Raw genomic sequence first — 26,173 nt, forward strand, 5'->3', positions numbered from 1 at the left:
ATGTCGCCCAACAAGGGGTTTCCAGTAAAGGAGATTCTTAGCGGAGGCGACGGCGGAACACAAGCGCTCCCACTCCAGCAAACGCGAGTAGCGAGAGCGTGCTGGGCTCGGGGGCGCTGGTCAGGACGGGAGGGAGCGTCAAGAAGCCAAGCCCCGTCTCGCCGTAGGTGGGGCCGCCCGCGACACTGTAGCCAAAGCTCTGGGAGCGAAAGAGGCGCAGCCCTGCTACGGTCTCGCCCGGCGGGAGCCCATAGCCGGTCACCCCCAGTGCATTCTGTAGAAAGATCGACCAGTGGAACGCAGCCTCGATCACATCCGGGTCCGCGGCCGTCCCCGTGACAACCCCTTGGCGAATCAGGTCCGACGCGTTATCCGGGAAAGAGACAACCCCCTTGGACGCGCGGTCGTTGGTGACCTCAAAGCCGATCGTGGACTCACTGGTGCCAAACGGCCCCGCGCCGTAGCGGAGTGCAAAGCCCAGGTTGCTAAAGACAAGCCCCTGCGAATCGGTCGGCCCGGTCGTGCGTAGCGCCACGTAGACAAAGCTGCTGTCGCGCCGGGTGAAGATCTCATAGCCCGTGTTGTGGTTGGTGGGGCCGGGCGCTCCGAAGTTGCCCAGCGGCGCCCCCGGATCGTAGGTCACCTGGACAGGGGTGATCCCGTTCCACTCGCTTCCAATGATCCCGTCCCAGCCTGCATCAGCGGCGGCGGGGAGTGTCGGCACGAGGGAGAGCAAGAGAAGTCCGAAAATTCGTTTTTTCACAAGCCCAGTGTGACTGAACTCCCACCCCCTGTCAAGGCGACGAGGTTTGTGCCTAAAAAGCCCCCAAGGGACGTTTCCCAAGGGGGCTTTTCTGGAGTAGGTACCTTACTCACACCTCTCGCTCAAAAGAGCAGTAGCCATGTGATCACTCCCCACAGCTAAAGCTGGGGGCTTCTTGAGAAATCCATGAGGTAACCCTCTTGATTAACTCCCAAAGGCTCAATCCAAGCCTTGTTGCGGATGTTGATCGCGGCATTATGGTCACGATCAAGGATAAGACCACAATGCAGGCATTTATAAACACGAACTTTAAGAGTCAGCTTCTCAACGGGCAAACACCCGCAATTACTGCACGCCTGGGTTGTGTTCTGGGGATCAACTCCTACGACTTCCACACCGGCACTCTCAGCCTTGTGCTTGAGGATCGAAAGGAATTTCCCCCAACCGGCATCGTGGGCCGACTTAGCAAGGTTCAATGAGCGAACAATACCTTTAACATTCAAGTTTTCATGCGCGATCTTGCCAAACCTTTTCACCAAGTCAAGCGCACTCTTGTGGTGAAAATCCTTACGTTGGTTGGCGACGTGCTGAGAGAACTTAGCAAGCCGGTTGACAGACTTTTTCCGGTTGGCTCCGCCACGTTTCTTACGTGCAACACTACGTTGGAGTCGCCTCAACTTAGCCTGAGCCTTGCGATAATGCTTCGGTGGCTTGACTTCGTTTCCTTCAGAATCCACAAGGAAAGACTTCAATCCAAGATCAATGCCAACGGACGGAAGCTTGGTAGCTTCAATCTCTACGTCGGGCAACTCGTGACCAGCGCTGCGCATGGGCGGCAACTCGCAGGAGAAAACGACGTGCCAGCCGTCGCCTTCTTTCTTGAATCGCATGGTCTTGATCTTACCTTCAATCGGTCGGTGCATCTTGATCTTGATGTTGCCAACCTTCTGGAAATACGCCTTATTGTCCAAAGTAAACTTGCACCCGTCGCCAATGGTGTACTCAACCGAATCAAACTGTCCCCGCCCTTTGAATCGAGGATAGCCCGGAGCTTCGCCGGATTTAACTCGACGAAAGAACGCTTGAAAAGATCGGTCAAGACGCTTCAGGGTTCGTTGGCAAGATGCCGCATTGGCAAAAGCAAGAAACGGATTAATCTTCCTTTCTTGTGTCAATATCTTGCATTGTTGCGCGAAATTCAGGGGAGTCTTCTCCGCTTCGTGCCATTCCTTACGTTGGGCCAGCGCATTGTTGTACAGATGCCTATGTGTCTCCAAGAGTTGAAGCATAATGCTTAATTGGTTTTTGGTTGGATAGATTCTGTATTTGTATGCCTTACTTGCCACTGTTGCGATACTGTGTTTATGTCCGCAAAAGCGGAAACTGTGAAAGGGAAAATAATCAAGAATTTTCCAACGCCTCCCCGAAGCCTTCGGCAGAGAGGAAGCGATTCCCCCCGCGTCTAAAGCCGTGGGCACTCTCGCATTTGATGGTAGGACTATTACGTCGCCCTGCCCAAGAAAAGTTCCCGCTCCTAAACTTTGCGCCGCCTGCGATAAAATAGGGGTATGCCTGCGTTGGATCGCGACCATATTGCTGTACGAAATGCTCTTGTCAAAAATGGCTGGACGATAACCCACGACCCTCTTCGGCTGAACTACAAAAAGAAGCGTTTGTATGTTGATCTGGGAGCGGAGCGCCTACTGGCCGCGGAGCGTGGAACTGAGAAGATCGCGGTGGAGATCAAGACATTTGGTGGCGCGTCGGACGTGGCCGACTTGGAGCAAGCAACCGGGCAGTTCATGGTCTACCGCTCTCTTCTGCGCCGCCTTGATCCAGAGCGCAGTCTGGTTTTGGCGGTTCCCCAGGAAGCACTGGAAACGGTTTTTGAAGATGCACTGGGCGAGATCTTGCTGGAAGACAGCATCCTAAGAGTGTTTAGTTTCGATTCAGAGCGAGAGGAAATTGTCGAATGGCTACCCTAGAAGAGCTACGTCAAGCGATTGAGAAGGTTTTCGCGGTGTGGCACGAGCTACCCGGCCCCGAAGCTGCATTTGCGATTATTCCCGTGTCGGATCGCCAGCAGGATCGGTATCTCCTCTTGGAAGAAGGCTGGGAGGGGAACAAGCGTATTCACGGTCTGCTCGCCGATCTGGAGATTCGCGATGGCAAGATCTGGGTGCAGGCCGACAACACCGACCGCCCCCTCGCCGAGCAGCTCCTACGCCACGGCATCCCTCGAGATCAAATCGTCCTCGGCTTCCGCTCCCCCGAACGCCGCGCCGCCTCCGAGTTTGCCGTCGCGTAATCTATCCAGCCTGCCAAATGCGAAGAAGCACCAATCGTATTAGCACCAAGATGCAGGTAACGGCACAGGCAAGAGATAAGATCTTGACTGTTTTCTGTTCTTGATAAGCTTGCTTGGTAAAGACTGCCGTGAGGCAGCCTGCAATAACATACGCAGGTTTCCCCAGGAAGAAGGCAAGATACCATGCCTCGCGGCCTACTCGTAGCTTGCCATCATCTATTTTCCAGTGCTTTTCCAGGTCAGAAAACATGCTTGGCTCGTAGAAATTTGTGTACTCAACTATGAACCAAATTCCCAGCAGCAAACCCAGAAATAGATAACGAATTCGGAACTTCATTGTATCCTGGCTCCGATGAGGTAGCCCCACGGAGAAAACTCCGCAGGGCTATTTTTGTGCTACTCGCTACGCCGGGCTGAGACGGCGTTCGGCGATCTCGGCGAGCAGGTCGGTGACAAACTGTTCGACCGAGCGGGGGCCTAGGTCGCCCTTGTCACGGTGGCGGACGGCGACATTCCCTGCCTCGATATCGCGGTCGCCCACGATAATCATGTAGGGCACCTTCTCCACCTGCGCCTCGGCGACCTTCTTGCCGGTCTTCTCGGAGCGGGCATCGACGGTCGCGCGGACACCGGCCTCGACCAGGCGGGTCTTGATCGCCTCGCAGTACTCGATATGCCGGTCGGCGATGGGCAGGAAGCGCACTTGCTCGGGCGAGAGCCAGGTCGGGAACGCGCCGGCGAAGTGCTCGATCAGGACGCCACAGAAGCGCTCCATCGAGCCGAACGGGGCGCGGTGGATCATCACCGGGCGGTGCGGCTGGCTGTCCGAGCCGATGTACTCCAGCCCGAAGCGGATCGGGAGGTTGTAGTCGACTTGCACCGTGCCGAGCTGCCACTCGCGGCCAATCACGTCTTTCACCACGAAGTCGATCTTCGGGCCATAGAACGCGGCCTCGCCGGGCTCCTCGGAGAAGGGGACCCCCAGCGATGCGGCGGCGTCGCGGCAGGCCTTCTCCGCCTTGTCCCAGTTCGCCGGATCGCCGACATACTTGGCAGAATCAGGATCGCGCAGGCCCACACGGACACGGAAGTCTTTCATCCCGAGCGTGTCGAAGATCGTGCGTACCAAACTTAAACAGCCCTGAACTTCGGCGGGAACCTGCTCCTCGGTCACGAAAAGATGGGCATCGTCCTGCGTGAACGAGCGCACACGGGTCATGCCATTGAGCTCGCCGGACTGCTCCCAGCGGTAGACCGTCCCAAACTCCGCCAGGCGCAGTGGCAGATCACGATACGAGCGGCGCTCGCTGGCGTAGATCTTGATGTGGTGCGGGCAGTTCATCGGCTTGAGGAGATAGCCCTCGATATCGCCTGACTCCAGCTTGTTGGCCAGCTCGCCGCAGGTGCAGCCTTCGTCGCTGAGCTTCTTGAGAAACTCGCGGTCGATCACCGGCGGGTACTGAGACTCGGCGTAGTAGGGGAAGTGCCCCGATGTTTTATAGAGCTCCAGCTTGCCGATATGGGGCGTGAAGACCTGGTGGTAGCCCTGCTTGCGCAGCTCGTGGCCGATAAAGGTCTGGAGCTCCTGGCGCACGGCGGCACCGGCGGGAGTCCAGAGCACCATCCCCTGGCCCACTTGATCGTCGATATGGAACAGCTTGAGGGTCTTGCCGATCACGCGGTGGTCGCGCTTTTTCGCCTCTTCGAGCTTGTTCAGGTACTCATCCAGATGGCTCTGTTTCTGGAAGGCGACCCCGTAGACACGGGTGAGCTGCTCGTTCTCGGCCTTGCCGCGCCAGTAGGCCCCGGCGATACTCATCAGCTTAAACGCGCCGATACGTCCGGTGGACTCGATATGGGGGCCCTTGCACAGGTCGATAAAGTCGCCCTGCTGGTAGAAGCTAATCTCGGCTTCGTCGGGGAGATCGTCGATCAGGCGCACTTTGTAGAGCTGGCCCATCTCCTCGCAGCGCTTGCGGGCGACCTCGCGCGGCTCCACAAACTTCTGCATCGGCAGGTTCTCTTTGACAATCGCCTTCATCCGCGCCTCCAGCGTAGACAGATCGCTCTCGGTGAGGGGGCGGGGAAGGTCGAAGTCGTAGAAGAACCCGTTCTCGATCACGGGACCGATGCCCATCTTCGCTTCGGGGATCAGCTCGCGGACAGCCTGCGCGAGCACGTGCGCCGTCGTGTGGCGCATACGGGAGAGAAAATCAGCCGGAGCGGAGAGCTCATCGGCGGGGGAGACGGAAGACATGTTTTTCACATACTCCTATACAAAAGGATGTTCTATGGTACCACGCTGTCGCCCGAGGCTTGGTGTCTGCTAAAGAAAGTGTGCAGGAGGATGGAGCCCGAACTCGCGCAGGAGGCGACGGAACTCTACCATTTGATCTCGGTTCATCCGCAGGCGCTCGGTAGTGGCGCGGCCGGTGGGCGTGATGCCAATGATGCGAAGTGTGTCGGCGCTCCAGATAAAGTGTGTAGGCCAGCTCTGGCGGCGCGGATCAAAGAGGGGAGCATCTTGGTTCGTGACAGGATCAGGCGCGAACCGAGCGGCTCCTTTATAGAGATTGCAGGCGGAGCAGGCAAGGGCAAGGTTTTCCAGGGAGGTCGCGCCGCCATCGGCTTCGGGAATGGTGTGCTCGATGCAGAAGAGATCGGAGCCGATTCGCATCGGGGCACCACAGTACTCACAGACGCTCTCAGCTCGCGTGATCACCTGCAGGCGGAGCGCCTCACTGACATAGCTCCGCGACACTGTCTAGCGCACCTCGGAGGAGGGGATTCCAAGGGCATCCGCCATCTCTAGAAGTGTCTTTCCACGACGCTTTGCAAGCTCGCCAATGGCTTTCCAGCGGGTTAGTTGAAGTGTATCGAGCTGCTCTTGGAGCGCAAAGAGCTCGCTGGTTTCTGCCTCATTGAGCGCACCCGAATCACGGAGTTCAAGGAGCTCCTGTCGGCGTTCTCGTACAGGGGCAGGGAAGGGAGTCGAGATGCGCTCTAGCAGGTCGGCCTCCGAGGGAGCATCAAGAGAGCTGACGAGGCGTTGCCGCGCGGAATCAAGTAGAAAGGTGGGGACATCTGTGCCTGCGGCTCGCGCGGCTTTACGCAGAACTTCGGCTAGGTCAGAGCTAACTTCTACGGTGAGTGTCATCGCACTATGGTATCACGCTGTCTGGTTTGGCAGGGGCGTGGTTCTTGCTCTATCGTCCATGAGAGCGATCTTGCTTAATAGAGGGCTAGGTGGCGATGGTTTTTTAAACTTATCCCAGAGCGAGAGACAAAAGGCGATAAGGCCACAGATCACAACGCAGACAAAGACGAGCGCTATAAAAATCTTCAGCCCCTTGGGATAGTATGCCAGCGGATCGGCGTCTTTTTCCTGCATGGCTCTCTGGTACTCCGGTGTGCTCCGGTAGGGATCGGCGAGAGCATTTATCAGGAGCCCAAAAAGGCATGTCGGGACAGCAAGGATCAGTAGCCGCGTATCGCCTTCACGGAGGGCGCAGACAAGGGCGAGGAGCAGCCCCGGTAAAATCCCCGCCACCGTGCGACTTCGCACCCAAGGGACCGTCACCGTGCAGAGCGCTCCGAGGACAAGACAAGGCACAAGAAGGATAAGGAAAGCCTCAAGAGCGATCAGAGGTTCTTTGAGGAGAAGTATCGCAATCAGGCCACCTAACGCTCCCCCTATCTTCAGGGCAACTAAGAGACCACGTTTCAGCCACAGGAGGCTTTGCTGCGTCTTGCTCATTTACCAATTATACTATGGCACTCTTGTATCAGATTGCCTATAATGAGAGATTAGTTTCACCACGGACGGTTCGAAGAAGAGGCAAGGGCATGCTGACGATACGGGGTAACAAGAGCGGCGGGGCGTTTTGCGATGGCATCTCGCGGCGCGATTTTCTCAAGATCGGTGGGCTGGCGATGGGCGGGCTGAGCCTGCCACAGATTCTCGCGGCAGAGGCGCACGCGGGGATTCGCAGGAACCAGAAGGCTGTGATCATGGTCTTCCTGCCAGGTGGGCCGCCCCACCACGACATGTTCGACATGAAGCCCGATGCGCCGTCGGACATTCGGGGTGAGTTCAAGCCCATCAAGACCAATGTCTCTGGGATCGAGATCTGCGAGCACATGCCCAAGATCGCGGCCATGATGGACAAGTTCGCCATCATCCGCTCGCTGACCGGGATGCGCGACGAGCACGACTCGCATATCTGCATGAGCGGGTACTCCGTTGCCGAGACCAACCAGAACAAGGCGCCGTGTCTGGGGTCGGTGCTCTCGCGGCTAGAGGGCCCGACCGAGAAGACCATCCCGCCGTTTGTGGGGCTCCAGGGCAAGGCCGGGCACATGGAGTGGGCCGACCCGGGCGACCATGGCTTTCTCGGCATGGCCCACGCGGCGATGCGGCCGTCGGGGGACCTCATGAAGGACATGACCCTGACCGATGTCTCGCTGGACCGGCTTAGTCATCGTAAGCAGCTACTGGCAAGCCTTGATCGCTACCGACGGCGCGTGGACACGCTCCCGGAGATCGATGCGCTCAACTCCCGTGCGTTCGATATCCTGACATCGAGCAAGCTGGTGCAGGCGCTGGATGTTACCAAAGAGGACAAGAAGACCCGTGAGCGCTACGGGATCGGGCGGCTGGAACCGGTCGATGATGGCCTGCCGATGCTCAACGACCAGTTCCTCGCCGCGCGGCGCCTGGTCGAGGCGGGCGTGCGCTGCGTCTCCATTGGCTACGGCCGCTGGGACTACCACGGGGCGAACTTCACCCAGCTCAAGAGCTACCTGCCGATGCTGGATGCTGCCGTGAGCTCGCTGGTGCAGGATATCCACGACCGCGGGATGCAAGACGATGTCTCGGTGATTGTCTGGGGTGAGTTTGGGCGAACTCCGAAGATCAACAAAGACGCTGGCCGGGACCACTGGCCCCGCGCCAACTTCGCCCTGCTGGCGGGCGGCGGGATGAAGATGGGCCAGGTAATCGGAAGCACGAATAAGTTTGGCGAGGAGCCCGACGAGCGCCCGATCGATATCAAGGATGTCTTTGTGACGCTCTACAACCGGCTGGGGATTGACATTGTCAACACACCCGTCCCTGATGTTACCGGCCGCCCCAACTTCCTCTTTGCCGGCCGAGAGCCGATTGCGGAGCTGATTTAAGATGCTAACGATCCGAGGTGCGGGGGGGAAGTTCTGCGACGGCCTCTCCCGGCGGCAGTTTCTGACGGTCGGGGCGCTCGGGGGGCTGGCACTGCCGCAGCTCCTCGCCGCCGAGGCGCACGCAGGCATACGAAGCTCCCACAAGGCCGTAATTTTGATTTATTTGCCGGGGGGACCGTCGCATCAGGACACGTTTGATCTCAAGATGGACGCGCCCTCGGACATCCGCGGCGAGTTCAAGCCCATCAAGACCAATGTCCCCGGAATCGAGATCTGTGAGCACCTGCCGCGCCTCGCCAAGATGATGGACAAAGTGGCAGTGATCCGCTCGCTGGTGGGCGCGCGCGACGAGCACTCGTCGAATCTCTGCCTCTCGGGCTACACCGAGGCGGAGTTTCGCCAGAACAAGGCCCCGACCATGGGCTCGGTGCTGGCGCGGCTGGAGGCACCGGTGGATAAGACCGTCCCTAGCTACGTCAACCTCGCCGCCCGTACCCAGCACCCCCCCTACAACGACCCCGGCCCCGGCTTCCTCGGCCCCGGCTACGGCGCGCTCAACCCCAATGGCCCGATGCTCGCGGACATGACCCTGACCGATGTCTCGCTGGACCGGCTTAGTCATCGTAAGCAGCTGCTGGCAAGCCTTGATCGTTATCGGCGGCGCGTGGACACGCTCCCGGAGCTAGACACGATGAGCGCCCGCGCCTTTGATATCCTCACATCGAGCAAGCTGGTGCAGGCACTGGATGTCAGCCGGGAAGATGTGAAAACCCGCGAGCGCTACGGCAAGGGAATCGACAAGCCCCAAGGGGATGCGTCCCCGATGCTCAATGAGCAGTTCCTTGCGGCGCGGCGCTTGGTCGAGGCCGGCGCGCGCTTGGTGAGTGTCTCCTACGGATTCTGGGACTGGCACGGGGGCAACTTCACCAACATGAAGGCGCACCTCCCGGTCATTGACCAGGGAATCTCCGCGCTGATCGAGGACCTGCACCAGCGTGGCCTGGATAAAGATGTCTCGGTCGTGGTGTGGGGGGACTTTGGCCGCTCACCCAAGATCAACAAAGACGGTGGCCGGGACCACTGGCCGCGTGTCTCCTGTGCGCTTCTTGCGGGCGGCGGGATGAAGACCGGCCAGGTGATCGGGAGCACCAATAAGTTCGGCGAGGAACCCGACGAGTGCCCGGTGGACTACAAAGAGGTGATGGTGACGCTCTACCACAACCTCGGCATTGATATTGCCAACACTCCCGTCCCGGACATGACCGGCCGCCCCAACTACCTCTTCGCCGGCCGCGAGCCCCTGCCTGAGCTTATCTAGTCGCTACAGCGGGCGGAGGCGGAAGCGCTGGCGGAGCTCCCGGAGGGGGATGTCTTGGTAGGGCTGCCAGCCGAAGTGCGGCCAGCGCTGGGGCATGCGCACATAGACCCACGCGGCGCGTAGGATGCGGGGGAGGGTGCGCAGAAAGCGGCGGATCAGGCGACGGAGCCCAAAAATGCGAAAGAGCTCGCTCACAAAGGCTTTCTTGCGCATCGCGACAATCTCTTGAACCGGGAAGCTACAGCCTAGGGCGGTGAAGGTCTCAACAATGAGCTCTTCCTCCGAGGTGGCTCCCAGGCCCAGCAGGACATGGCAGATGTCGTGGGCGGTGACGGTCGCGCGGGGCTGCCCGAGAAAATCCGAGTCCCCGGCGAACTCGGGGTAGGCGGCGTAGTACTCTGCCAGACCCTCCGCCAGGGTCTGGTCTGTCTCCCAGCTCTGGTACTGGTGTGGCATACGCTATTCTAGCGTGGGCGCCGACGGCGTGCGAGGCAGAGCCCTCCTAGCCCAAGCAAGACGAGCGTGCCCGGCTCGGGGGCGGCCGTGACCGAGATATTGTCTAGGATGGTCCAGCCGTGGCCCGTGGGCGACGTAAAGCGCAGGGTGTAGGTTCCGGCGGGCAGGGCGGTGGTCGCCTTGCTGATGGAGAGCTCCGGGGTGTAGATACCGCTCTGGGTGGCGTTGAAGGCATCGGCGGTGCTACTCCAGACCGTGGTTGCGCCCGAGTCTTCCAGCGAGATCCCCATGATCCAGGGCCCCGACGACACCCCAAAGCCATTGAGTGTGTCGCGGTAGACCCCGAGGTTGAAGCTGATGCCCAGTGCGCTGGGAGCCGCGAGCGTGAAGGACTGGAAGAGGCTGGTGTTGAAGTCACCGACCCCCACCTCGACAACCTCACCGAAGGCCCCCCCTATCGTGTGGGTGGAGACATTGCCCGCCGAGTTGCTCCAGCCGGTCAGGCCCGCGTTGAAGTCGCCGTTGGTGATTAAGTTCTGTGCATGGGCCGCGCTACTGGCAAGTACCAGGACAGCCGCTAAGGGTAGTGTGTATCGTCTCATCTGTGTGCTCCTCACTCTCCGAAAGTGTTTCTCTACTGAGGAGAGTCGGTTGGAGCACACAGAATCTAGAGAGAGAAGTACTATTTTCCCAGGAGCTCGGTGAGCTCTTTTTCGGTGAGCCTCTCTTTTCCCTGCTCACCAAACTGGATTGCCTGCTTATTATTGGCAACAACAAGCACGCTCTCCCCGACCGCGGCCCACTTGGCCCACTCGCCGCCGCGCTTCAGAACCGCGAAGTAGGCATCGGAGAAGAGCTTGATCTTCACCACCTCGGTCTGTTTTTTCGGGTCGTAGGTGGCGTCTTCCCAGCTCGCGCCGCGCTGGTAGAACGCACGATTACCGGCGTACTGGATGCGGCGTGCCTGCTCCTCCGCGACCTGCTTGCTCAGCCCCTTTTGGGTGGCGATCACGGCCTGGTTGCCGGTCTGGTTCTGCCCACGTCCGCTCCGTGCGCCCTGGCTCTGGTTGATCGCGTCCTGACCCGTGCGCAGGTCGGCCTTGGCGGCAAAGCCGCCGCCGCCCATTGCGCCTCCGAAGCCGCCGATACTGGCTCTGCTCTGCCCGCCACCGGGGCCATTGGGAAGGAGGCCGGGGCGGCCCAGCACGCGGGTGGCGGGCTCGACGTCGGCGGTTCCGGGCTCGGGGACAAAGAGCGCGGTGTAGGGAGTGAGCACCCCAAACTCCTTGGAGAGGGCGATGATCTGGTCCTCGAGCTCTTTGTGGCGCGCGGGGTCTTTTTCATCGCGGATCTCATCGAGAAGGTAGCCGATCTTGCGGCTGGCCCAGAGGCGCGGCAGGAAGCTGGCCTCGGTGGAGACTGCGGCGAGCTTGGTCTCCAGGGTGAAGGTCTGGGGCTTGCCCAACACATCGCCGGTGAGCTGGACCCGCGCCGTGCCCTCGCCGGTGTAGCGCCCCACCAGCACGAGCTGTCCGCCCTCAAAGAGATCGGGGAGCTCATCGGGGCGCGGGTAGAGCTCGCCGGACTTGATCCCCGCGAGCTGTAGCTTGAGGTTCTCCAGGACGGCGGTGCTGGTCTTGGCGACAAACTGGCTGGTCTTGAGCTCGATATCCTCGTCGGGGTGGACATAGTCGGCATCGCCCTTGAGCTTGCTCCCAACTTGGTCCAGGAAAGGCACGTCCACATCGTAGCCGACCCCAAAGACAAAGCAGCGCGCGCGGCTCTGGGCGGCGGTCACCGCGTTGCGGAGGATGGTCGCGTGGTCGCGCACCCCGACCGTGGGTAGGCCGTCGGTGAAGAAGAGCAGCCGGTTGCCCGTGCCCCGCTCGGGGAACTGCTTGAGCCCCTCGGTGAGGGCATCGTTGATATTGGTCCCCCCGTCTGCCACCATGTCGTCGATAAAGGCCGCGGCGCGCTTGAGGTTGTCGGGAGTCGCCAAGACCGGCTCGGGCGCGAAGCGGGTGACCGCATCGGAGAAGGTGAGGAGGTTGAAGCTGTCTTGCGGCCGCAGCTTGCCGACGGCGAACTTGAGGGCGCTGCGGGCCTGCTCCAGCTTCTTGCCCTGCATCGAGCCCGAGCGGTCCATCATCAGCACCACCCGCCGCGGGGGAAGGTCCTTGAGGGCGGTCTTGGGCAGGTTCGGGCTGGCGACCATGAGGAAGTAGCCACTCTGGTGGAGCCCGCCGCCGATACTGGCGACCTGCGGGAGCGCGGCGTTGTAGGCCAGGAGCGAGAGGGCGACCGCGCTGGTGTCCTTGGGGGAGATGTAGAGCGCCAGCTCCGGGTGCTCCACGAGCGCGGCGGCATCCTTCGACGACGTCCACTCCGCAGAGAGCCGGGTTTCGTCGAGGCGCTTGAGGGTCACATTATGGCTGGGGGAGTAGAGGCTTCCCGCGCCGTGGGCGACCACGCGGACACTGACATACTCGGGGCGCATCCCGCCGGGCAGGTGCGGCCCCGCCAGCGCCCAGACAAACTTCTTCGCCGCTCCCTCGCGTGGCAGGATCGAGACCAGCTTGAGGGTGACCCGGCGCTCGCCGTTGCGGGGGATCGGGAAGACCCGCGCCCGCAGGAGCCCCTGCCCAACATAGCTCAGCAGGGCCGGATCACGCCGCCGCCGGACAATCTCTTCGTAGACCTGCGTGGCTTCGTCTTTGTTGAGCAGGTGGGCATCGAACTTTTTCTCTCCGTCGTAGAGGGCGAACTCGCGCACGCTCGTCCCTGGAGGAAGGGGGAAGACAAAGTCCGCCTCGCCCTCGACCGGGCTCGCGTTTTTGAAGATATACGAGACCTCCACAGTCGCGACCCCCTCACGAACCTCCGCATTGAGGGTCACCGACGAGACCGTAATCAGGGGGGTAGGTGGCTGCGGGAAGGGCCTTGGCGGCAGAGGCCGGATCGGTGGCTGGCTCGCAGGCGGCTGTGCCCAGGCGGCGGTGAGGTTGGTGACAAGGCCCGCACCCAGAACTTGTAGGGCGCGGCGACGGCTGAACGCATTTTCCATAGTGCCCTTTTTGTACCACTGGCTCCCCAAAAGGTTCACGCTCTTATTCCCGGACAACGAGGTTTGCCCGGACAACGAGTGTCCGGGCTTGAGAGGGTGACGACTGCCTTCGCAGCCAAACGTATCCATTGGGCACGAAGGTGCCCGTAGCCCTTGTAAGCCCGGAGACTTGTTCTCTGGGAACTTTAGCAAGGGATATAATACCACTATGACTATTGATGAGAGCTGGTACACCCGCCCCGCAAGCGGCGTCCGGGATCGCTTGGCGGCAGGGGGCATCATTGTCCGCAAGGACGATACCGGGAAACTCTGGATCGCGCTGACCACGGGCGAGGACCTCAAGGGCGATGCCTACATTCTCCCCAAGGGCGGTGTCGATAAAGGCGAGGAGATTGAGACAGCAGCACGGCGGGAGATCGAGGAAGAGGCGGGGTTTTCACGGCTCGTGCTGGTGGAGCAGCTCGGGGTTCGTGAGCGGCTGAGCTTTGACAAGACCCGCTGGACCACGACCCACTACTTTCTCTACACCACCGACGAGACCGACCCAAAGCCCACGGAGGTGAGCCGCGGCTATGTCACGCACTGGTTTGACTTCTCCCAGCCGCTCCCGTCTCTCTTCTGGCCCGAGCAAGCGGCGCTGATCGAGACCTTCCGCGCCAAGATCGAGGCCCTCCCCTGAACGAGAATGTCCCCCGCTACCTCCTCTCGGGCCTGAGCGCCGCACCGACCTTGCTCGCCACCCTCACGGCGGGGCTCTCCGAGGAGCAGCTGAACTTCACCGCGGGGCCGGAGCGCTTCACGGTCCGCGAGGTCGTGGCCCACATGGCGGATCTGGAGGAGGTCTTTCTGGAGCGCCTGCAGCGCACGGTCGCCGAGGACGAGCCCTTTCTGCCGGACTGGGACGAAGACCAGGCGGCGCTGGACAACCACTACGCCCAGTCCGCTCTCGCCGAGACTCTGGCACGGTTTACGGCCCACCGTGCGAGCGTCTTGGCGTTTCTGGCGGCCTTGCCCCCTGCGGCTTGGCACCGCACCTCGCTCCGGCAGGACAAGCGCTGCGATCTTCTGGGGATGGCCGCGATCTTGCTGGGCCACGACGGCTACCACCTCAAGCAGCTCGTCGAGTACCGGGAACAGATTCTCGCGGGCGCTGTATCGTAGGCATGCGCCATGTTACCCTGATCGCCACGAGCCTGGACACGAGCTCCAAGTCCCAGCTGCTGGCACGTCACGCCGCGACACTCCTGGCGGAGCGCGGGATCGCCCACACACTCTTGGACCTGCGTGACTCCCCGGAGCTTGCCGAGCCGCTGAAGCAAGCCACCCACGTGATCTTTGCGGTTCCGATCTACAACTACGATGTCAATGCCGCCGCCAAGCAGGTGATCGAGGACCACGGGGACGCACTAGAGGGCAAGACCGTGGGGTTTCTCTGCCAGGCGGGCGGGCAGCGCAGCTACATGAGCATTCTCAGCTTCGCTAATGCCCTGATGCTGGACTTTCGCTGCTGGATCGTCCCGCGCTTTGTCTATGCCACGGGCAACGACTTCGACGGCGACACGCCCGGTGAGAATATCCGCCACCGGGTCGCGGAGCTGGTAGACTCTCTCTTGAAAGGAACCCCATGAACCCCTACATCCAGCGCTATATCTTGAGCGGCCTGCGCGCGACACCGCAGGTCTATGCCAAGCTCCTTGAGGGCACCACCGACGAAGAGGCGGACCGCCGCCCGGACCCGGACCGCTTTAGTATCCGCGAGGCGATCGCGCACATGGCGGACTGGGACGAGATCTTCCGAACGCGCGGCGAGCGAATCCGCGATGAGGAAATCCCCCTGCTGCCCGGCTACGACGAAGGCCAGCTCGCGATCGAGCGCAACTACGCCGCCATGCCGGTCGCGGAGTCGCTGGAGCGCTTTATCCAGAGCCGCGCCGCGCTGGTGGCGTTCTTCGAGAGCCTGACGCCCGAGCAGTGGGAGCGCCAAGGCAACCGCGATGAGATTGGGAGGATCAACCTGAGCGATCTCTCCGTGATGATCCTGGGCCACGATGGCTACCACGCCGAGCAGTTTATCCGCTACCGCGCGGCCTAGTTTTTATCGCGAGGCTTGAACCTTCTGAACCAAGAGGCAGCCGGTGAGAAACGCGGCCGACGAGAGCAAGAACGCGCCTGTGTAGCCTTGCCCCGGACTGAGCCGGTTGCCTGCATCGACCAGTAAGCCCACAATCCCGGTGAGCACCTGCGGCGTGGAGACACTCGCCTGCCAGATTCCCATGTCCTTTGCGGCATCATCGGGGTTGGGGAGCACATCGGCGGCAAGGGCGTAGGAGGCGGAGAGGTAGACCCCGTAGGCCAGCCCGAAGACAAGCGCCACGCAGAAGATCAGGGTGAAGTTGGGGATCAGGGCAAAGGGAACCAGCGCCGCCGCCATCACCCAGCCACAGATTCCGATGGTTTTTTTCCGCCCGACCGTATCGACCAGCTTAGCCGCAATCCCCGAGCCAATCGCTCCCGAGAGGGAGATCGCCAGCGCCGCCGCCAGCGCACCGTTCTTGGGCTCTTTCAGGTCCAGCCCAAAGAGGGTCAGGCTGTGAACACGGTCCCTGAGGTAGTTGCTGACATACAGAAGGACCAAGTAGAAGCCAAATGCGACCAGAAAGCGCGCCAGCCAGACCCAGCGAAAGTCCGGTGAGCGAAAGGGCTCGGTCCAAGACTTCAGCGAGAGCTTGGGAAGCGCGGGAAGCCCCTCTTCCTGACGTAGCTCCGGGACAGCAGGCTCGTGCCAGATCGCAAGCGTGAGCGCGGCGCAGAGAATGTTGATCACCGCCACCGCGAGATAGATCAGCGCGATCTTGCCTAGCCCCAGCCCGATTCCCACCGCCACAATCTGCGCGACCAGCTGGAGCATGCTCAGAATCCCACTTGCCTTACCCCGGTGGTCCTCTGGCACCTGGTCGTAGATCAGCGCGGCGTAGGGCCCGGTCGCGACATCGTCGGAGACCTGGAGAAACAGATAGGCAATCGCCATAAAGGCCAGCGAGTTCGCCTGCCCGAGCAACAGGAGTGCGACACTGGTGAGCGCGGCCCCGATCGCCAGAAAAGGACGGCGGCGACCAAAGCGGGTTCTTGTACGGTCGGAGAGCCAGCCCATCAGCGCCGGGCCGATCATTGCTTCAAAGGCCCCAATGGCGACAATCATCCCCCAGGAGCCGTTTTTCTCCCCACCCGGCACGAGCTCCGCCACCTGAAGCGGCTGGAGCAAGAAGAGCACGAACCACTTCAGGCTCGTGACAAACCAGTAGGCACCCGTTCCAAGATACCAAAAAGGCTTGTCTTGAAAGGTTGGCTTACTCATCGCCACGCAGCTCGGCGACTTCCTTGGCCCATTTTTGCAAGATTACCTTACGCTTCACCTTGAGCGTGGGGGTCAGCTCGCCGGTGTCGATCGAGAAGACCGCGTTGATGAGCGTGAACTTCTTGATCTTCTCAAAGTCGGCGAGGGCGGTAGAGTGGGCGTCGATCTCGGACTTAATCTTCTTCTTCACCTCAGGGAGCGCCAGCAGGGCGTTGTCATCGGCCTCGGTGAAGCCCGCCTCGCGGAGCTTCTCTTTATTGGGCACAACCAGCGCGGTGATCGTGTTTTGCTTATCCCCGATCAGCACGACCTCGGTGATAAACGGAGAGTTTTTGATCTTGGTCTCGATGGGCACCGGCGAGACATTCTTGCCGTTGGCCAGGACAATGATATCTTTCTTGCGGTCCGTGATCTTGAGGTAGCCATCGGCGCTGAGGGTCCCGATATCGCCCGTGTGCAGCCAGCCTTCGTCGTCGATCATGTCCCGAGTCGCTTGCTCGTTCTTCCAGTAGCCCTTCATCACATTGGGGCCGCGGTAGCAGATCTCGCCGTCGGGGGCGATCTTGACCTCGCCCTCGTTGATGACCTGCCCGACCGTCCCGATCCGCGCCGCGTGGCCGGGGTTGATCGAGATCACCGGCGATGTCTCGGTGAGGCCGTAGCCCTCCACTAAGTTCATGCCCAGCGCCCGCCAGAAGAGCGCGGTCTCCGGGTTGAGCGCCGCGCCGCCCGAGACCAGGAGCCGGAACTTGCCGCCGAACTCCTCGCGGATCTTGGGGAAGACTAGCTTCTCGCCCGTGGCCCGCTGGATATTGAGCGCCATGCTGGGGTGCCGCCCCGCCTGCTCCTCGCGGATGCACTCTTTCGCGGCCTCCAGAGACTTGGTGAAGATCGCAAAGCGCATCTCGCCCGCCTTCTCCGCCGCCGCTAGGACCCGCTCCTGCATCATCTCCCAGAGCCGCGGAACACAGAGCATGACGGTCGGCTGGACTGTCTTCATCTCATCGGCGAGGGTCTTGACCCCCTCGGAGTAGGCCGTGGTGGCACCCGAGCCAATCGCCAGGTAGCACCCAATGCGCTCAAACGAGTGCGAGAGCGGCAAGAACGACAGAAAGGTATCGTCGGCGGTGATCGTCACGCCGCCCTTGGAGAAGAGCGCCAGCCCATTGATGGCGTTGCTGGTGAAGTTCTTGTGGGTGAGCATCGCGCCCTTGGGATCGCCCGTGGTCCCCGACGTGTAGATCAGCGATGCGATATCGTCGGGCTGCACACCCTTCCAGCTCGCCTCGTACTCGCCGGGGCCGAAGGGGTGGGTCTTGCCGCGCTCCTCAAGCTGGGTAAACGAGAGCGCATCGCCATCGGCGACACTCCCCATGACCACGAGCTGGCTGAGGCTGGGGCACTCCGCTTGGGCAATTCTGGCGTTGGCGAGCAGCTTGGCGTTGCCCGCGATCAGGACCTTGGCCGTGCTGTCGTTGACTATAAAGGCCACTTGTGGGGGAGGGAGCGTGGGGTAGATCGACGCATTGATCGCGCCGAGGGCGTGGCAGGCCAGGTCGGTGATGACCCAGTTGGGCTGGTTCTCGGCATAGATCGCCACCCGGTCTCCGTGCCCCACGCCCAGGCTCTTGAGGCCCGCAGCGATTGCCTCGACGCGCGCGGCGAGCTCGGCGTAGGTAATGTCGTGCCACTCGCGGTTCTCCCGGTAGCGCATCGCCACCGCGCTCCCGTGCGCCGCGACTGTACTCTGAAAAAATCGTGTCAGTGTCTGCTCTGTCATTGCATCGTCCTCTTGTCTACCAAAGTTAGCCATCGTGGCGGCAAAACCCTGCCGCCCCCAGCCAGGCGAGCGTAAGAAGAGCGGCTCCGCTCAGCGCCCACTTTATCAGTACGTTGAAAAGGAGTGTTTCCATGCCCTAGAGTTTAGGCCGAGCCGGTGCTGCGGCGCGCAAGGCATTTGTCCCGTTTTTTCCACTCCCCAGTCCTAGAAAACGTAGGTAAAATGCCCCCATGAAACCAGGACTTCCCGTTCGGGCTACTCTGGCGCTCTTGGCACTGGGCGCGGGCTGTACCCAGCCCCACGGACCGCCAAGCCCGACCGGCGCTCCCTACTTTCGCGAGGTCGCCGAGGCGGTGGGCGTGCGCTACCGCTGGAGTCCGCCGCAGCGCTCGCCGCTGAACCTGCGCGAGACCATCGGCAATGGCGCGGCATTCCTTGATTTCAACGCCGACGGCAACCTAGATATCCTTCTGGTCGGGGCACCCTGTGGGCTGTTCCAAGGCGATGGCAAGGGGCACTTTACCGCCGTGGCGCTCCCGGAGCTCAAGGGGGAGTTTCTGGGCTGCGCCGTGGGGGACTACGACAGCGATGGCTACCCCGATCTCTATCTCAGTGCCTTTCAGGGCGGTGCCTTGCTCCACAACGACAGCGGCAAGGGCTTTCGGGAGGTCACCGTGAGCGCGGGGCTGAAGCCCCAGCCCTGGGGAACCGCGGCGGCGTGGGTGGAGACCGTGCCCGGCTCGGGGCGGCTGGACCTGATGGTCGCCAACTACGTGGACTTCGACCCCGCCCACGGTGCCCGGCCCCTCTGCGACTTTCGGGATGCCCAGGGAAAGACCCTGCTGGCCGCCTGTGGCCCGCGGGAGTACGAGCCCCTGACCGCCGCGTTTTTCCGCAACCGGGGGGCGGGGCGCTTCGAAGACGCCTCTCTCACTAGCCTGGCACAGACGCTCACGCGGGGGCGGGGCCTCGGGGTGGCGGCGGCGGACTTTCAGGCGAACGGTCAGCCAGGGATCGCCTTTGCCAACGACGAAGCCCCCGGCGACTTGCTCGTGCCCGCTGGAGGACGCTTTACAAATGTCGCCGATGCGGTCGGGGTGGCCTACGACAACGATGGCAAGCTCCACGCCGGCATGGGCCTCGACTGGGGCGACTACGACAACGATGGCTGGCTCGATCTCGCGGTGGCGACCTTCCGCTACGAGCCCAACTCGCTCTACCACAACGAGCAGGGGAAGCACTTTGTGGACCAGGGCTACAACACCGGAATCGGGGCCGCCACGCAGCCCTTTGTCGCCTTTGGCTGCCACTTCCTGGACTACGACAACGACGGCTGGCTGGACCTGGCCTTTACCAACGGCCATGTGCAAGACAATGTGGAGGCGCTCGATGCCAAGACCCACTACCGCCAGCCCAGCCAGCTCTTTCACAACCAGCAAGGGCGCTTTGTGGAGGTCGGTGCGCAGGGAGGTCCTGGTTTTCAGACCCCGCTCGTGGGCCGCGGCCTGGCCGTGGGGGACTACGACAACGACGGTGCCCTGGACCTGCTCCTCGTGGACTCCGCGGGCAAGCCGCTCCTGCTCCACAACGAGGTCCCCTCGCGGGGGCACTGGCTCGGGCTGGCGCTCCAGGGGCGCAAGAGCAACCGCAGCGGCTATGGCGCGGTGGTGACTCTGGAGCTCGAGGGCGGGACAAAGCGGGTGCGGCACTGCCACGCCGATGGCTCCTACCTCTCTAGCTCGGACCCACGGGTGCACTTTGGGCTGGGAAGCGCCTCGAAGATCACGGGCCTGACCGTACGGTGGCCGTCGGGCAAGAAGCAGAGCATCGAAGTGCCCGCCCTCGACCGCTATCTGGCTGTCACCGAGGAGCCGTAAGCTCGACCTGCTCCAGCCGGGCGCGTGCGGGCTCGCCGTGGCTCAGGCACCAGGCGATCAGGGCCTTGCGCCGCGCTTGGTCCTTGGGCTGCATCGCCACCCGGCTGACCAGTCGCTCCAGCGCATCCTTGTGCTCCTGGGCCTGGCGGCTCTGCGCTAGCAGCTCCAGTCCCCGCTTCTGCTCCCCCAGACGCACCAGCACCTGCCCGAGCTGGGTCTTGAGACCATCGAGCTGGGGTGCAGCAACCAGTGCGGCCTCCAGCGAGGCTCGCGCCCCGGTATCGTCGCCGCGGTCCTGCTGGAGGGTTCCCCGCACAAAGAGCGCCGACGGGTAGCCGGGCGCGAGACTCAGGCACTTCTCCAGGTAGCCGTCGGCCTCTTTCCATTTTTCTGCGCGGTCGCCCCTGCCGCTCCGTGCCTCGTCGCGGGCGATCAGCGCTCGTTGTACCAGCCCGGGCGGAGCATCGGGGGCGAAGCGGTCCGCCTCGGCGAGCGCTTTCCGGGCATCGTCGTATTTTTGTTGCCGCAGGAGGTTCTCCGCAAGATAGCCCCAGAGCCCCGGGTCCTGCGGGTCGATGGCCGTTGCTTCCCGGTACTCGCGCTCCGCCTCGACCGTATGGAGCTCGCGCTCCTTAAAGCGTGCGAGGGCGAGGTGCACCTCCGGCGCATCGGGGGCCAGGGTCGCGGCGGTGCGCAGATGCTCCTCGGCGGGAATCGAGTAGCCGAGCTGCTGCTCAAGCTGGCCGAGGTGAAGCTGGAGCCGGGCGGACTGCGGGGCGAGCCGCACCGCCTGCCGTGCCAGCGGGAGCGCCTTGTCCACCGCCCCGATCCAATTGCACGCGCTCGCGAGAAGGTCCGAGAGATCGGCAGAGCGACCCGCCAGCGGCTCCAGTGCGGCAACCAGAGCCGCCGCCTGTGTGCGGTTCTCCGCCGCGGAGAGCGCCGTCGCCTTCTCCTGCGCCGCCGCGGGCAGGTCCCCCACGGGGTAGAGCTCGGTCTTCTGGCGCACCGGCGCGGGCGAGGGACTCGGGGCCGGCTGTGGCGCACGACAGCCTAGCCCCAAGGCCGCGGCTCCCAGGAGCACTGTAGGGATCGTTCGCATCGTGCCCGCATCCTACACGGGAGGATTCTCCTGTGTCAAGCACGAATTAGCTGACATGAAACGACGAACACTACTCTCTTTGGTGCCGCTGGCGGCACTGGCACTGATGACGGGCTGTAAGCCTGAGGAGCCCAAGGCGGGCGGGGATGCGACAGGGGCGACAAAGCCTGCGGATGCAACCAAGCCGGCGGGTGGCGATGGCAAGAAGATCAAGGTGGTCTTTATCCCCAAGAATGTCGGCAATCCGTACTTTGATGCGATTGCCAAGGGAATGAAAGAGGTCTGTGAGAAAGAGGGCGCGGAGTTCTCGATGACCGGCCCCGCACAGGCCGAGGCGACCAACCAGATCAGCTACATCAAGGACGAGGTCCAGCGCGGGGCGAACGTGATCTGTATCGCGGCCAACTCGATCGATGCGCTCAATGGCACCCTCGATGAGATTCGGGCAAAGGGCGTCAAGGTCGTGACCGTGGACGCGGACCTGACGGGCAACGAGACCCACCGCGATGTGGGCATCTTTGCCACGGACTTCTCCAAGTTCGGCGCGACCATCCTGGAGACCATGGGCAAGGGAATCAACTATGAGGGCGAGGTAGCGATCCTCTCCGCGACCAGCGATGCCCCCAACCAGAAGCTCTGGGTGGAGCAGATGAACGCGGCGTGGAAAGACCCGAAGTACGCTAAGATGCCGCTGGTGGCGACGGTCTTTGGCGACGACAAACCCGAGAAGAGCGCGACCGAGATGGAGGGGCTGCTGACCAAGTTCCCCAACCTCAAGGGCGTGATCGCCCCCACGACCGTCGGGGTCTCGGCGGCGGCGAAGGTGGCGCAGCAGCGCGGGGTCTATCCCGGTGGACCGAACGCCAAGAACGGCGGCGTGCGGGTCTTTGGCCTAGGGCTGCCCAACCAGATGCGGAGCTTCATCAAGGACGGAGTCACCCCCGAGATCATGCTCTGGAGCCCCGTGGACATGGGGACGGTCTCAGCCTATGTCTGCCTCGCGCTTGCCAAGGGGGAGGCGAAGGCGGAGAAGGGCCAGAAGATCAAGGTCGGTGCGATGGGCGAGCGTGAGATCGGGGAGCTCAATAAGATCATGGTCGCCGATCCGACGATCTTTACCAAGGACAACGTCGACAAGTTCGACTTTTAATAACGGCCCCCTGGCCCCCATGAATGGGGGAAATAAGAGGTTTTTCCTTCTATTTCCCCCACTTGTGGGGGTCAGGGGGCCGATTTTTCGTGCCACGCCGCGAGGACCGCGGCTTCTTTCTCGGGCGTGAGTGTGTTTTTCCAGGCGTTTTCCGTCGCGCGTCCCTGGTCCCAGAGAAGGGTATCGCGGACGGTCTCTAGCGCGGTGCGGTAGGTGAGCCCGGCGAGGTTGGCGCGCTGGGTCCGGGTAGCGCTGCTCTCTTTCTTGCCAAAGACCCCCGGAATCCAGAGCGGGAGCTCCAACCAGGGCTTGACTCCCTGCTCCTGCAAGAAGGTCTCGTCGGCGTAGGTCACACTGCCCTGAGCGCCACTTGCCAGAAAACACGTCGCCAGAAGCTGCCCGAGGCTCACCACGGGGCCGTCGGCGTTGTAGACTCCCGTGCGGCCCAGCTCCAGCATACGAATGGTCCACTCCGCGAGGTCGCGCACATCGATCCACTGCGTGGGGAGCTCTGCCGCCGCTGGGGCAAGAATCTCGCCGCCCTGCGCGACCCGGTGGGGCCAGTAGGTGAAGCGATCCGACGGATCGTGCGGCCCGACGATCAGGCCCGGCCGGACGATCAGTGCGGCGTCGGGGAAGGCGGCTTGCGCCTCTTGCTCACAGAGCGCCTTGAGCGGGCCGTAGGTCTCGCCCGTCACCTGCTCCACCGTGGGATCGTCGAGCGTGCCCACGGGAGAGTCCTCATCCGTGGACGTATCCGGCCAGTTGGGGTAGACCGAGACCGACGAGATAAAACAATAGCGCTCCGCCTTGCCCACGAGCCGCTGGGCGCTCTGTCGGACGATGCGGGGGACGTAGCCACAGGTATCGATCACGGCATCGAAGTGCCGCCCGTCTAGCTGCGCGAGGTCATCGTCTTGCGTGCGGTCCCCTAAGATCTCCGTGACTTGCGGAAAGAGCCCAGGGTTGGTCTTGCCACGGTGAAAGAGGGTGAGGGTATGGCCACGGCTGAGTGCCGCATCTGCCAAGTGGCGGCCCAGAAAGAGCGTCCCGCCAAGAATCAGTAAGTTCATGGTTTCCTAGTACGAGGGAGAGTGGTTGGATAACCTTATCATTGGCTTAGAAACAAAAAAGCCCTAGTACTGCATTGCAATACTAGGGCTTTTTTGTGAAGAATTATTTCTTGCTGGTAATGGTCAGCTTACCGGTGGCGGGATCGAAGTCCACGTCCACATCGAGCGCCTTACCCACGAAGCTCAGCGGGACAATGGTGCGGCCACGGTCGATAAACGACGTGCGCTCCATGTTGACGCTCTGCCCGTTGACGGTCGCGGTGGGGTTCCCGACCTTGATGACGACCTCGCGGTCGGCGTTGAGGGCGCGGACTGTCTTGGCATCGGGGGCCCACATGACCTGGCCACCGGTGTGCTCGAAGATCTGGCGGAACGGGGCCAGCGGGATGCCCGCCTCAATCCGGGGCTCGACATCGAAGTTGATCGCGCTGCCATCGAAGGCAACCATCAGCTTCTTGCCAAACTCATTGGGCAGGGCGCTGGAGAGAACCGGCTTAGCGGCGCTGGCGCGGGGCGTGGCCTTGACACTGCGGTGGGGCACCATCAGGCTGCTGGTCTTCACGGCCTGAGCGGCGATTCCGGCGAAGGCACCGGGGGCAGTGGGGTTCGGGCGACCTGCGACTGTCGTGGCGGCAACCTGGGGCGCATGCAGACCCAGCGCGACCGGCTGAGCGGCTCCTGCCTCACGCACCACGGAGGAGTGGTTGCGGCTGGCCGGGGCGACGGCTACCTTGGTGGTGACCTTGGGCTCGACCGAGCGGGTGCCGGTGATACCGGGCAGGCTGGGCGTGATCGGCTTGAGGCCGGAGGCGACGCGCACGGCGGCGGCAAGAGCACCCGGAACCGTGGCGAGCTGGGGCTCCGCAGTCTTGGTGGCGGCGGGCTTGCTATTGAGGTCCTTGATCTCGGTGGCGCGCTCGGTGTTTCCTCCGAGGTTGTCGACCATCACCTCCATGCGCTGGGTGGTGGCGGCATTGGACGACTCCAGGTAGCCCGTGGCCTCAATGATATGCTTGCCATTGCTCACCGTGGTCGTGTCGAAGAGGAACGAGTAGGGGGGGTAGTTCTTCAGGACCTTGAACTGCTTGTCCACGTAGAACGAGACATAGGGGTTCTGGCCCGGAGCGGTCTTGACATCCAGCCCGACCTCGACCGTTCCCATCACGCGCTTGGAGGGAAGGGCACGGAAGGTCATCTGGGGAGCACCGGTTGCGGTCGCGGGAGTGGCGGCCGTCTCGGTGCTTGCGGGGGCGCTGGTCTTGCTCTGGGCAATCACCTGGACATCGGTTGTGGTGGTCATCCCCGCCTTGTTGGTCACCTTGACCTGGAACGTGTGTGCGCCCTCGGTGAGAGTGGAGCCGTCCACGTCGAAGGTCAGGACATTGCCTAGGCTAGGGGTATCCAGGTTGCGACCCGCCCACTGCACGCCATCGACATAGAGCTCGACACGGGTGATCGGGGAGGCGGAGCGGCTCTTGAAGGAGAAGTCCAGCTTGAAAGAGCCCGCACCAATGATCTCGCCATTGAGAGGGGTAAGAACGCGCAGGTCCGCAGCGGAGCCACGGGTTGCAGAAGACTGTGCCAGAACCGGAGTCTGTGCAGCCATCAGAAGCGATAGGGCTGTGGGAACGCCGAGCGCCGCCACGCCGCCGAGCCGTCGGATTGCCATAGGTTTGTCCTCGTATCTTGTCTCTATCTAAGAGAGACAGAAAAACTGTTGGCAGGATAACACAAGGGCTATCCTGCTGTCAAGAGAGTATCGGTAACTTCGGTACTAGACTTTCCCCTTGAAGTACTCGATCGTCGCGCGGAGGCCGTCTTCCAGGCTCACTTTGGGCTCCCAGCCGAGAATCTCACGGGCCTTGGTGTTGTCAGGCCGGCGCTGCTTGGGATCGTCGGCGGTCTTGAGCTCCTCGTAGACAATCGCGCTCTCGGACTCGGTGAGGCGCTTGATCTCCTGCGCAAACTCCAGCATGGTGCGCTCCGTGGGGTTGCCCAGGTTGATCGGCCCGGAGACCTCCTTGGGAGCCTGCGAGAGCCGGTAGATGCCATCGACAAGGTCCGCGACATAGCAGAAGCTGCGGGTCTGGGTACCAGTGCCGTAGACCGTGATATTGTCGCCGCGCAGGGCCTGCCCGATAAAGTTGGGCACCACCCGGCCATCGTCGAGGCGCATCCGCGGCCCGTAGGTGTTGAAGATGCGGAAGATCTTGGTATCGACTCCCTTAAAGCGCCGGTAGGCCATGATCAGCGCCTCCGAGAAGCGCTTGGACTCATCGTAGACCCCGCGGATACCGATGGGGTTGACATTGCCCCAGTACTCCTCGGGCTGCGGGTGCACCAGCGGGTCGCCGTAGACCTCGCTGGTCGAGGCCATGAGAAAGACCGCACTCTTCGCCAGCGCGAGCTTGAGCGACTGGTGGGTCCCCTCGCTATTGACCATCATGATCTCGATCGCCTTGGTCGTGAAGTCCACCGGCGACGCGGGCGAGGCCATGTGAAAGACAAAATCGACATCCCCGTCGAGCTCGTAGGGCTGGCAGACATCCTGCTCGATAAACGTAAACTTGGGGTTGTCTTTCAGGTGCGCGATATTGTCGGAAGAGCCGGTGAGAAAGTTATCGAGCGCAACCACCTCGTGGCCTTCGGCCAGCAGACGGTCACACAGATGGGAGGGCAGGAAGCCTGCACCTCCAGTAACGACAGAACGGGGCATAAAAATCCTCTTGGAAAAAACTTACCCTATTCT

The 26,173-nt window shown here is 62.2% G+C and carries 26 protein-coding genes; 10 read left to right on the forward strand and 16 right to left on the reverse strand.

Annotation, left to right across the window (positions count from 1 at the left end; all coding sequences use genetic code 11):
• Positions 1-37: 37 nt before the first annotated feature.
• A complete protein-coding gene (locus HNQ39_RS30475) occupies positions 38-763 on the reverse strand; it encodes a PEP-CTERM sorting domain-containing protein (RefSeq protein WP_184192283.1) in 726 nt (241 codons plus the stop codon).
• A gap of 158 nt (positions 764-921) precedes the next feature.
• A complete protein-coding gene (locus HNQ39_RS02025; RefSeq protein WP_184192284.1) occupies positions 922-2,241 on the reverse strand; it encodes an RNA-guided endonuclease InsQ/TnpB family protein in 1,320 nt (439 codons plus the stop codon).
• Between the two features lie 90 nt (positions 2,242-2,331).
• Here HNQ39_RS02025 and HNQ39_RS02030 point away from each other — a divergent pair, with 90 nt between their 5' ends.
• Both HNQ39_RS02030 and HNQ39_RS02035 read left to right on the forward strand, forming a co-directional pair.
• On the forward strand, positions 2,332-2,748 hold the full coding sequence (locus HNQ39_RS02030) for a XisH family protein (protein WP_184192285.1): 417 nt from the start codon (positions 2,332-2,334) through the stop codon (positions 2,746-2,748).
• A complete protein-coding gene (locus HNQ39_RS02035) occupies positions 2,736-3,071 on the forward strand; it encodes a XisI protein (protein WP_184192286.1) in 336 nt (111 codons plus the stop codon). The genes HNQ39_RS02030 and HNQ39_RS02035 overlap by 13 nt, the downstream gene beginning before the upstream one ends.
• Position 3,072: 1 nt before the next feature.
• Here HNQ39_RS02035 and HNQ39_RS02040 read toward each other — a convergent pair whose 3' ends face one another.
• From HNQ39_RS02040 to HNQ39_RS02060, 5 genes are all read right to left on the reverse strand, one after another.
• Positions 3,073-3,408 (reverse strand): hypothetical protein, encoded by a 336-nt coding sequence (locus tag HNQ39_RS02040; protein WP_184192287.1) that lies wholly within the window; start codon positions 3,406-3,408, stop codon positions 3,073-3,075.
• A 66-nt stretch (positions 3,409-3,474) separates the two neighbouring features.
• A complete protein-coding gene (thrS, locus tag HNQ39_RS02045; protein WP_184192288.1) occupies positions 3,475-5,328 on the reverse strand; it encodes a threonine--tRNA ligase in 1,854 nt (617 codons plus the stop codon).
• Between the two features lie 69 nt (positions 5,329-5,397).
• Positions 5,398-5,832 (reverse strand): HNH endonuclease, encoded by a 435-nt coding sequence (locus tag HNQ39_RS02050; RefSeq protein WP_184192289.1) that lies wholly within the window; start codon positions 5,830-5,832, stop codon positions 5,398-5,400.
• A gap of 3 nt (positions 5,833-5,835) precedes the next feature.
• Entirely contained in the window at positions 5,836-6,228 is a 393-nt protein-coding gene (locus HNQ39_RS02055; RefSeq protein WP_184192290.1) for a hypothetical protein, read from the reverse strand.
• A 12-nt stretch (positions 6,229-6,240) separates the two neighbouring features.
• Positions 6,241-6,828 (reverse strand): hypothetical protein, encoded by a 588-nt coding sequence (locus HNQ39_RS02060; protein WP_184192291.1) that lies wholly within the window; start codon positions 6,826-6,828, stop codon positions 6,241-6,243.
• A gap of 89 nt (positions 6,829-6,917) precedes the next feature.
• On the opposite strand from HNQ39_RS02060, the gene HNQ39_RS02065 reads away from it, so the two are divergent.
• Both HNQ39_RS02065 and HNQ39_RS02070 read left to right on the forward strand, forming a co-directional pair.
• Entirely contained in the window at positions 6,918-8,249 is a 1,332-nt protein-coding gene (locus HNQ39_RS02065; RefSeq protein ID WP_184192292.1) for a DUF1501 domain-containing protein, read from the forward strand.
• 1 nt (position 8,250) lies between these two features.
• On the forward strand, positions 8,251-9,567 hold the full coding sequence (locus HNQ39_RS02070) for a DUF1501 domain-containing protein (RefSeq protein WP_184192293.1): 1,317 nt from the start codon (positions 8,251-8,253) through the stop codon (positions 9,565-9,567).
• A 3-nt stretch (positions 9,568-9,570) separates the two neighbouring features.
• Here HNQ39_RS02070 and HNQ39_RS02075 read toward each other — a convergent pair whose 3' ends face one another.
• The 3 genes from HNQ39_RS02075 to HNQ39_RS02085 form a co-directional block, all read right to left on the reverse strand.
• Complete coding sequence (locus tag HNQ39_RS02075; protein WP_184192294.1) at positions 9,571-10,023, reverse strand: hypothetical protein; 453 nt, start codon at positions 10,021-10,023, stop codon at positions 9,571-9,573.
• A gap of 8 nt (positions 10,024-10,031) precedes the next feature.
• Complete coding sequence (locus HNQ39_RS02080) at positions 10,032-10,625, reverse strand: PEP-CTERM sorting domain-containing protein (protein WP_184192295.1); 594 nt, start codon at positions 10,623-10,625, stop codon at positions 10,032-10,034.
• A gap of 80 nt (positions 10,626-10,705) precedes the next feature.
• A complete protein-coding gene (locus HNQ39_RS02085) occupies positions 10,706-13,087 on the reverse strand; it encodes a VIT and vWA domain-containing protein (RefSeq protein ID WP_184192296.1) in 2,382 nt (793 codons plus the stop codon).
• A 208-nt stretch (positions 13,088-13,295) separates the two neighbouring features.
• On the opposite strand from HNQ39_RS02085, the gene HNQ39_RS02090 reads away from it, so the two are divergent.
• The 4 genes from HNQ39_RS02090 to HNQ39_RS02105 are packed head-to-tail and all read left to right on the forward strand — an operon-like array spanning position 13,296 to position 15,179.
• The gene (locus HNQ39_RS02090; protein ID WP_184192297.1) at positions 13,296-13,766 is read left to right on the forward strand and encodes an NUDIX hydrolase; all 471 of its coding nucleotides are present in this window, start codon (positions 13,296-13,298) and stop codon (positions 13,764-13,766) included.
• A gap of 32 nt (positions 13,767-13,798) precedes the next feature.
• A complete protein-coding gene (locus HNQ39_RS02095; RefSeq protein ID WP_281380181.1) occupies positions 13,799-14,248 on the forward strand; it encodes a DinB family protein in 450 nt (149 codons plus the stop codon).
• A 2-nt stretch (positions 14,249-14,250) separates the two neighbouring features.
• Complete coding sequence (locus HNQ39_RS02100) at positions 14,251-14,715, forward strand: NADPH-dependent FMN reductase (RefSeq protein ID WP_184192299.1); 465 nt, start codon at positions 14,251-14,253, stop codon at positions 14,713-14,715.
• Positions 14,712-15,179: a DinB family protein gene (locus HNQ39_RS02105; protein ID WP_184192300.1), complete on the forward strand. Its 468-nt coding sequence runs from the start codon at positions 14,712-14,714 to the stop codon at positions 15,177-15,179. Before HNQ39_RS02100 ends, HNQ39_RS02105 begins: the two co-directional genes overlap by 4 nt.
• 3 nt (positions 15,180-15,182) lie before the next feature.
• Here HNQ39_RS02105 and HNQ39_RS02110 read toward each other — a convergent pair whose 3' ends face one another.
• Complete coding sequence (locus tag HNQ39_RS02110; RefSeq protein ID WP_184192301.1) at positions 15,183-16,442, reverse strand: MFS transporter; 1,260 nt, start codon at positions 16,440-16,442, stop codon at positions 15,183-15,185.
• Entirely contained in the window at positions 16,435-18,222 is a 1,788-nt protein-coding gene (locus HNQ39_RS02115; RefSeq protein WP_184192302.1) for an AMP-dependent synthetase/ligase, read from the reverse strand. Before HNQ39_RS02115 ends, HNQ39_RS02110 begins: the two co-directional genes overlap by 8 nt.
• A 230-nt stretch (positions 18,223-18,452) precedes the next feature.
• Here HNQ39_RS02115 and HNQ39_RS02120 point away from each other — a divergent pair, with 230 nt between their 5' ends.
• Positions 18,453-20,099 (forward strand): CRTAC1 family protein, encoded by a 1,647-nt coding sequence (locus HNQ39_RS02120; RefSeq protein WP_184192303.1) that lies wholly within the window; start codon positions 18,453-18,455, stop codon positions 20,097-20,099.
• Here HNQ39_RS02120 and HNQ39_RS02125 read toward each other — a convergent pair.
• Positions 20,083-21,201 carry a tetratricopeptide repeat protein gene (locus HNQ39_RS02125; RefSeq protein WP_184192304.1) on the reverse strand — a complete coding sequence of 373 codons (1,119 nt, stop codon included), beginning with the start codon at positions 21,199-21,201 and terminating at the stop codon, positions 20,083-20,085. The two genes, HNQ39_RS02120 and HNQ39_RS02125, sit on opposite strands and share 17 nt — an antisense overlap.
• Positions 21,202-21,256: 55 nt before the next feature.
• Here HNQ39_RS02125 and HNQ39_RS02130 point away from each other — a divergent pair, with 55 nt between their 5' ends.
• Entirely contained in the window at positions 21,257-22,351 is a 1,095-nt protein-coding gene (locus HNQ39_RS02130; protein ID WP_184192305.1) for a substrate-binding domain-containing protein, read from the forward strand.
• Between the two features lie 71 nt (positions 22,352-22,422).
• Here the strand turns inward: HNQ39_RS02130 and HNQ39_RS02135 are convergent, their stop codons facing one another.
• From HNQ39_RS02135 to HNQ39_RS02145, 3 genes are all read right to left on the reverse strand, one after another.
• Positions 22,423-23,424 carry an NAD-dependent epimerase/dehydratase family protein gene (locus HNQ39_RS02135; protein WP_184192306.1) on the reverse strand — a complete coding sequence of 334 codons (1,002 nt, stop codon included), beginning with the start codon at positions 23,422-23,424 and terminating at the stop codon, positions 22,423-22,425.
• Positions 23,425-23,527: 103 nt separating this feature from the next.
• Positions 23,528-25,093: a copper amine oxidase N-terminal domain-containing protein gene (locus tag HNQ39_RS02140; protein WP_184192307.1), complete on the reverse strand. Its 1,566-nt coding sequence runs from the start codon at positions 25,091-25,093 to the stop codon at positions 23,528-23,530.
• A gap of 105 nt (positions 25,094-25,198) precedes the next feature.
• On the reverse strand, positions 25,199-26,140 hold the full coding sequence (locus HNQ39_RS02145; protein WP_184192308.1) for a UDP-glucuronic acid decarboxylase family protein: 942 nt from the start codon (positions 26,138-26,140) through the stop codon (positions 25,199-25,201).
• Positions 26,141-26,173: the final 33 nt, after the last annotated feature.

The organism is Armatimonas rosea, from assembly GCF_014202505.1.
Classification (GTDB): domain Bacteria; phylum Armatimonadota; class Armatimonadia; order Armatimonadales; family Armatimonadaceae; genus Armatimonas; species Armatimonas rosea.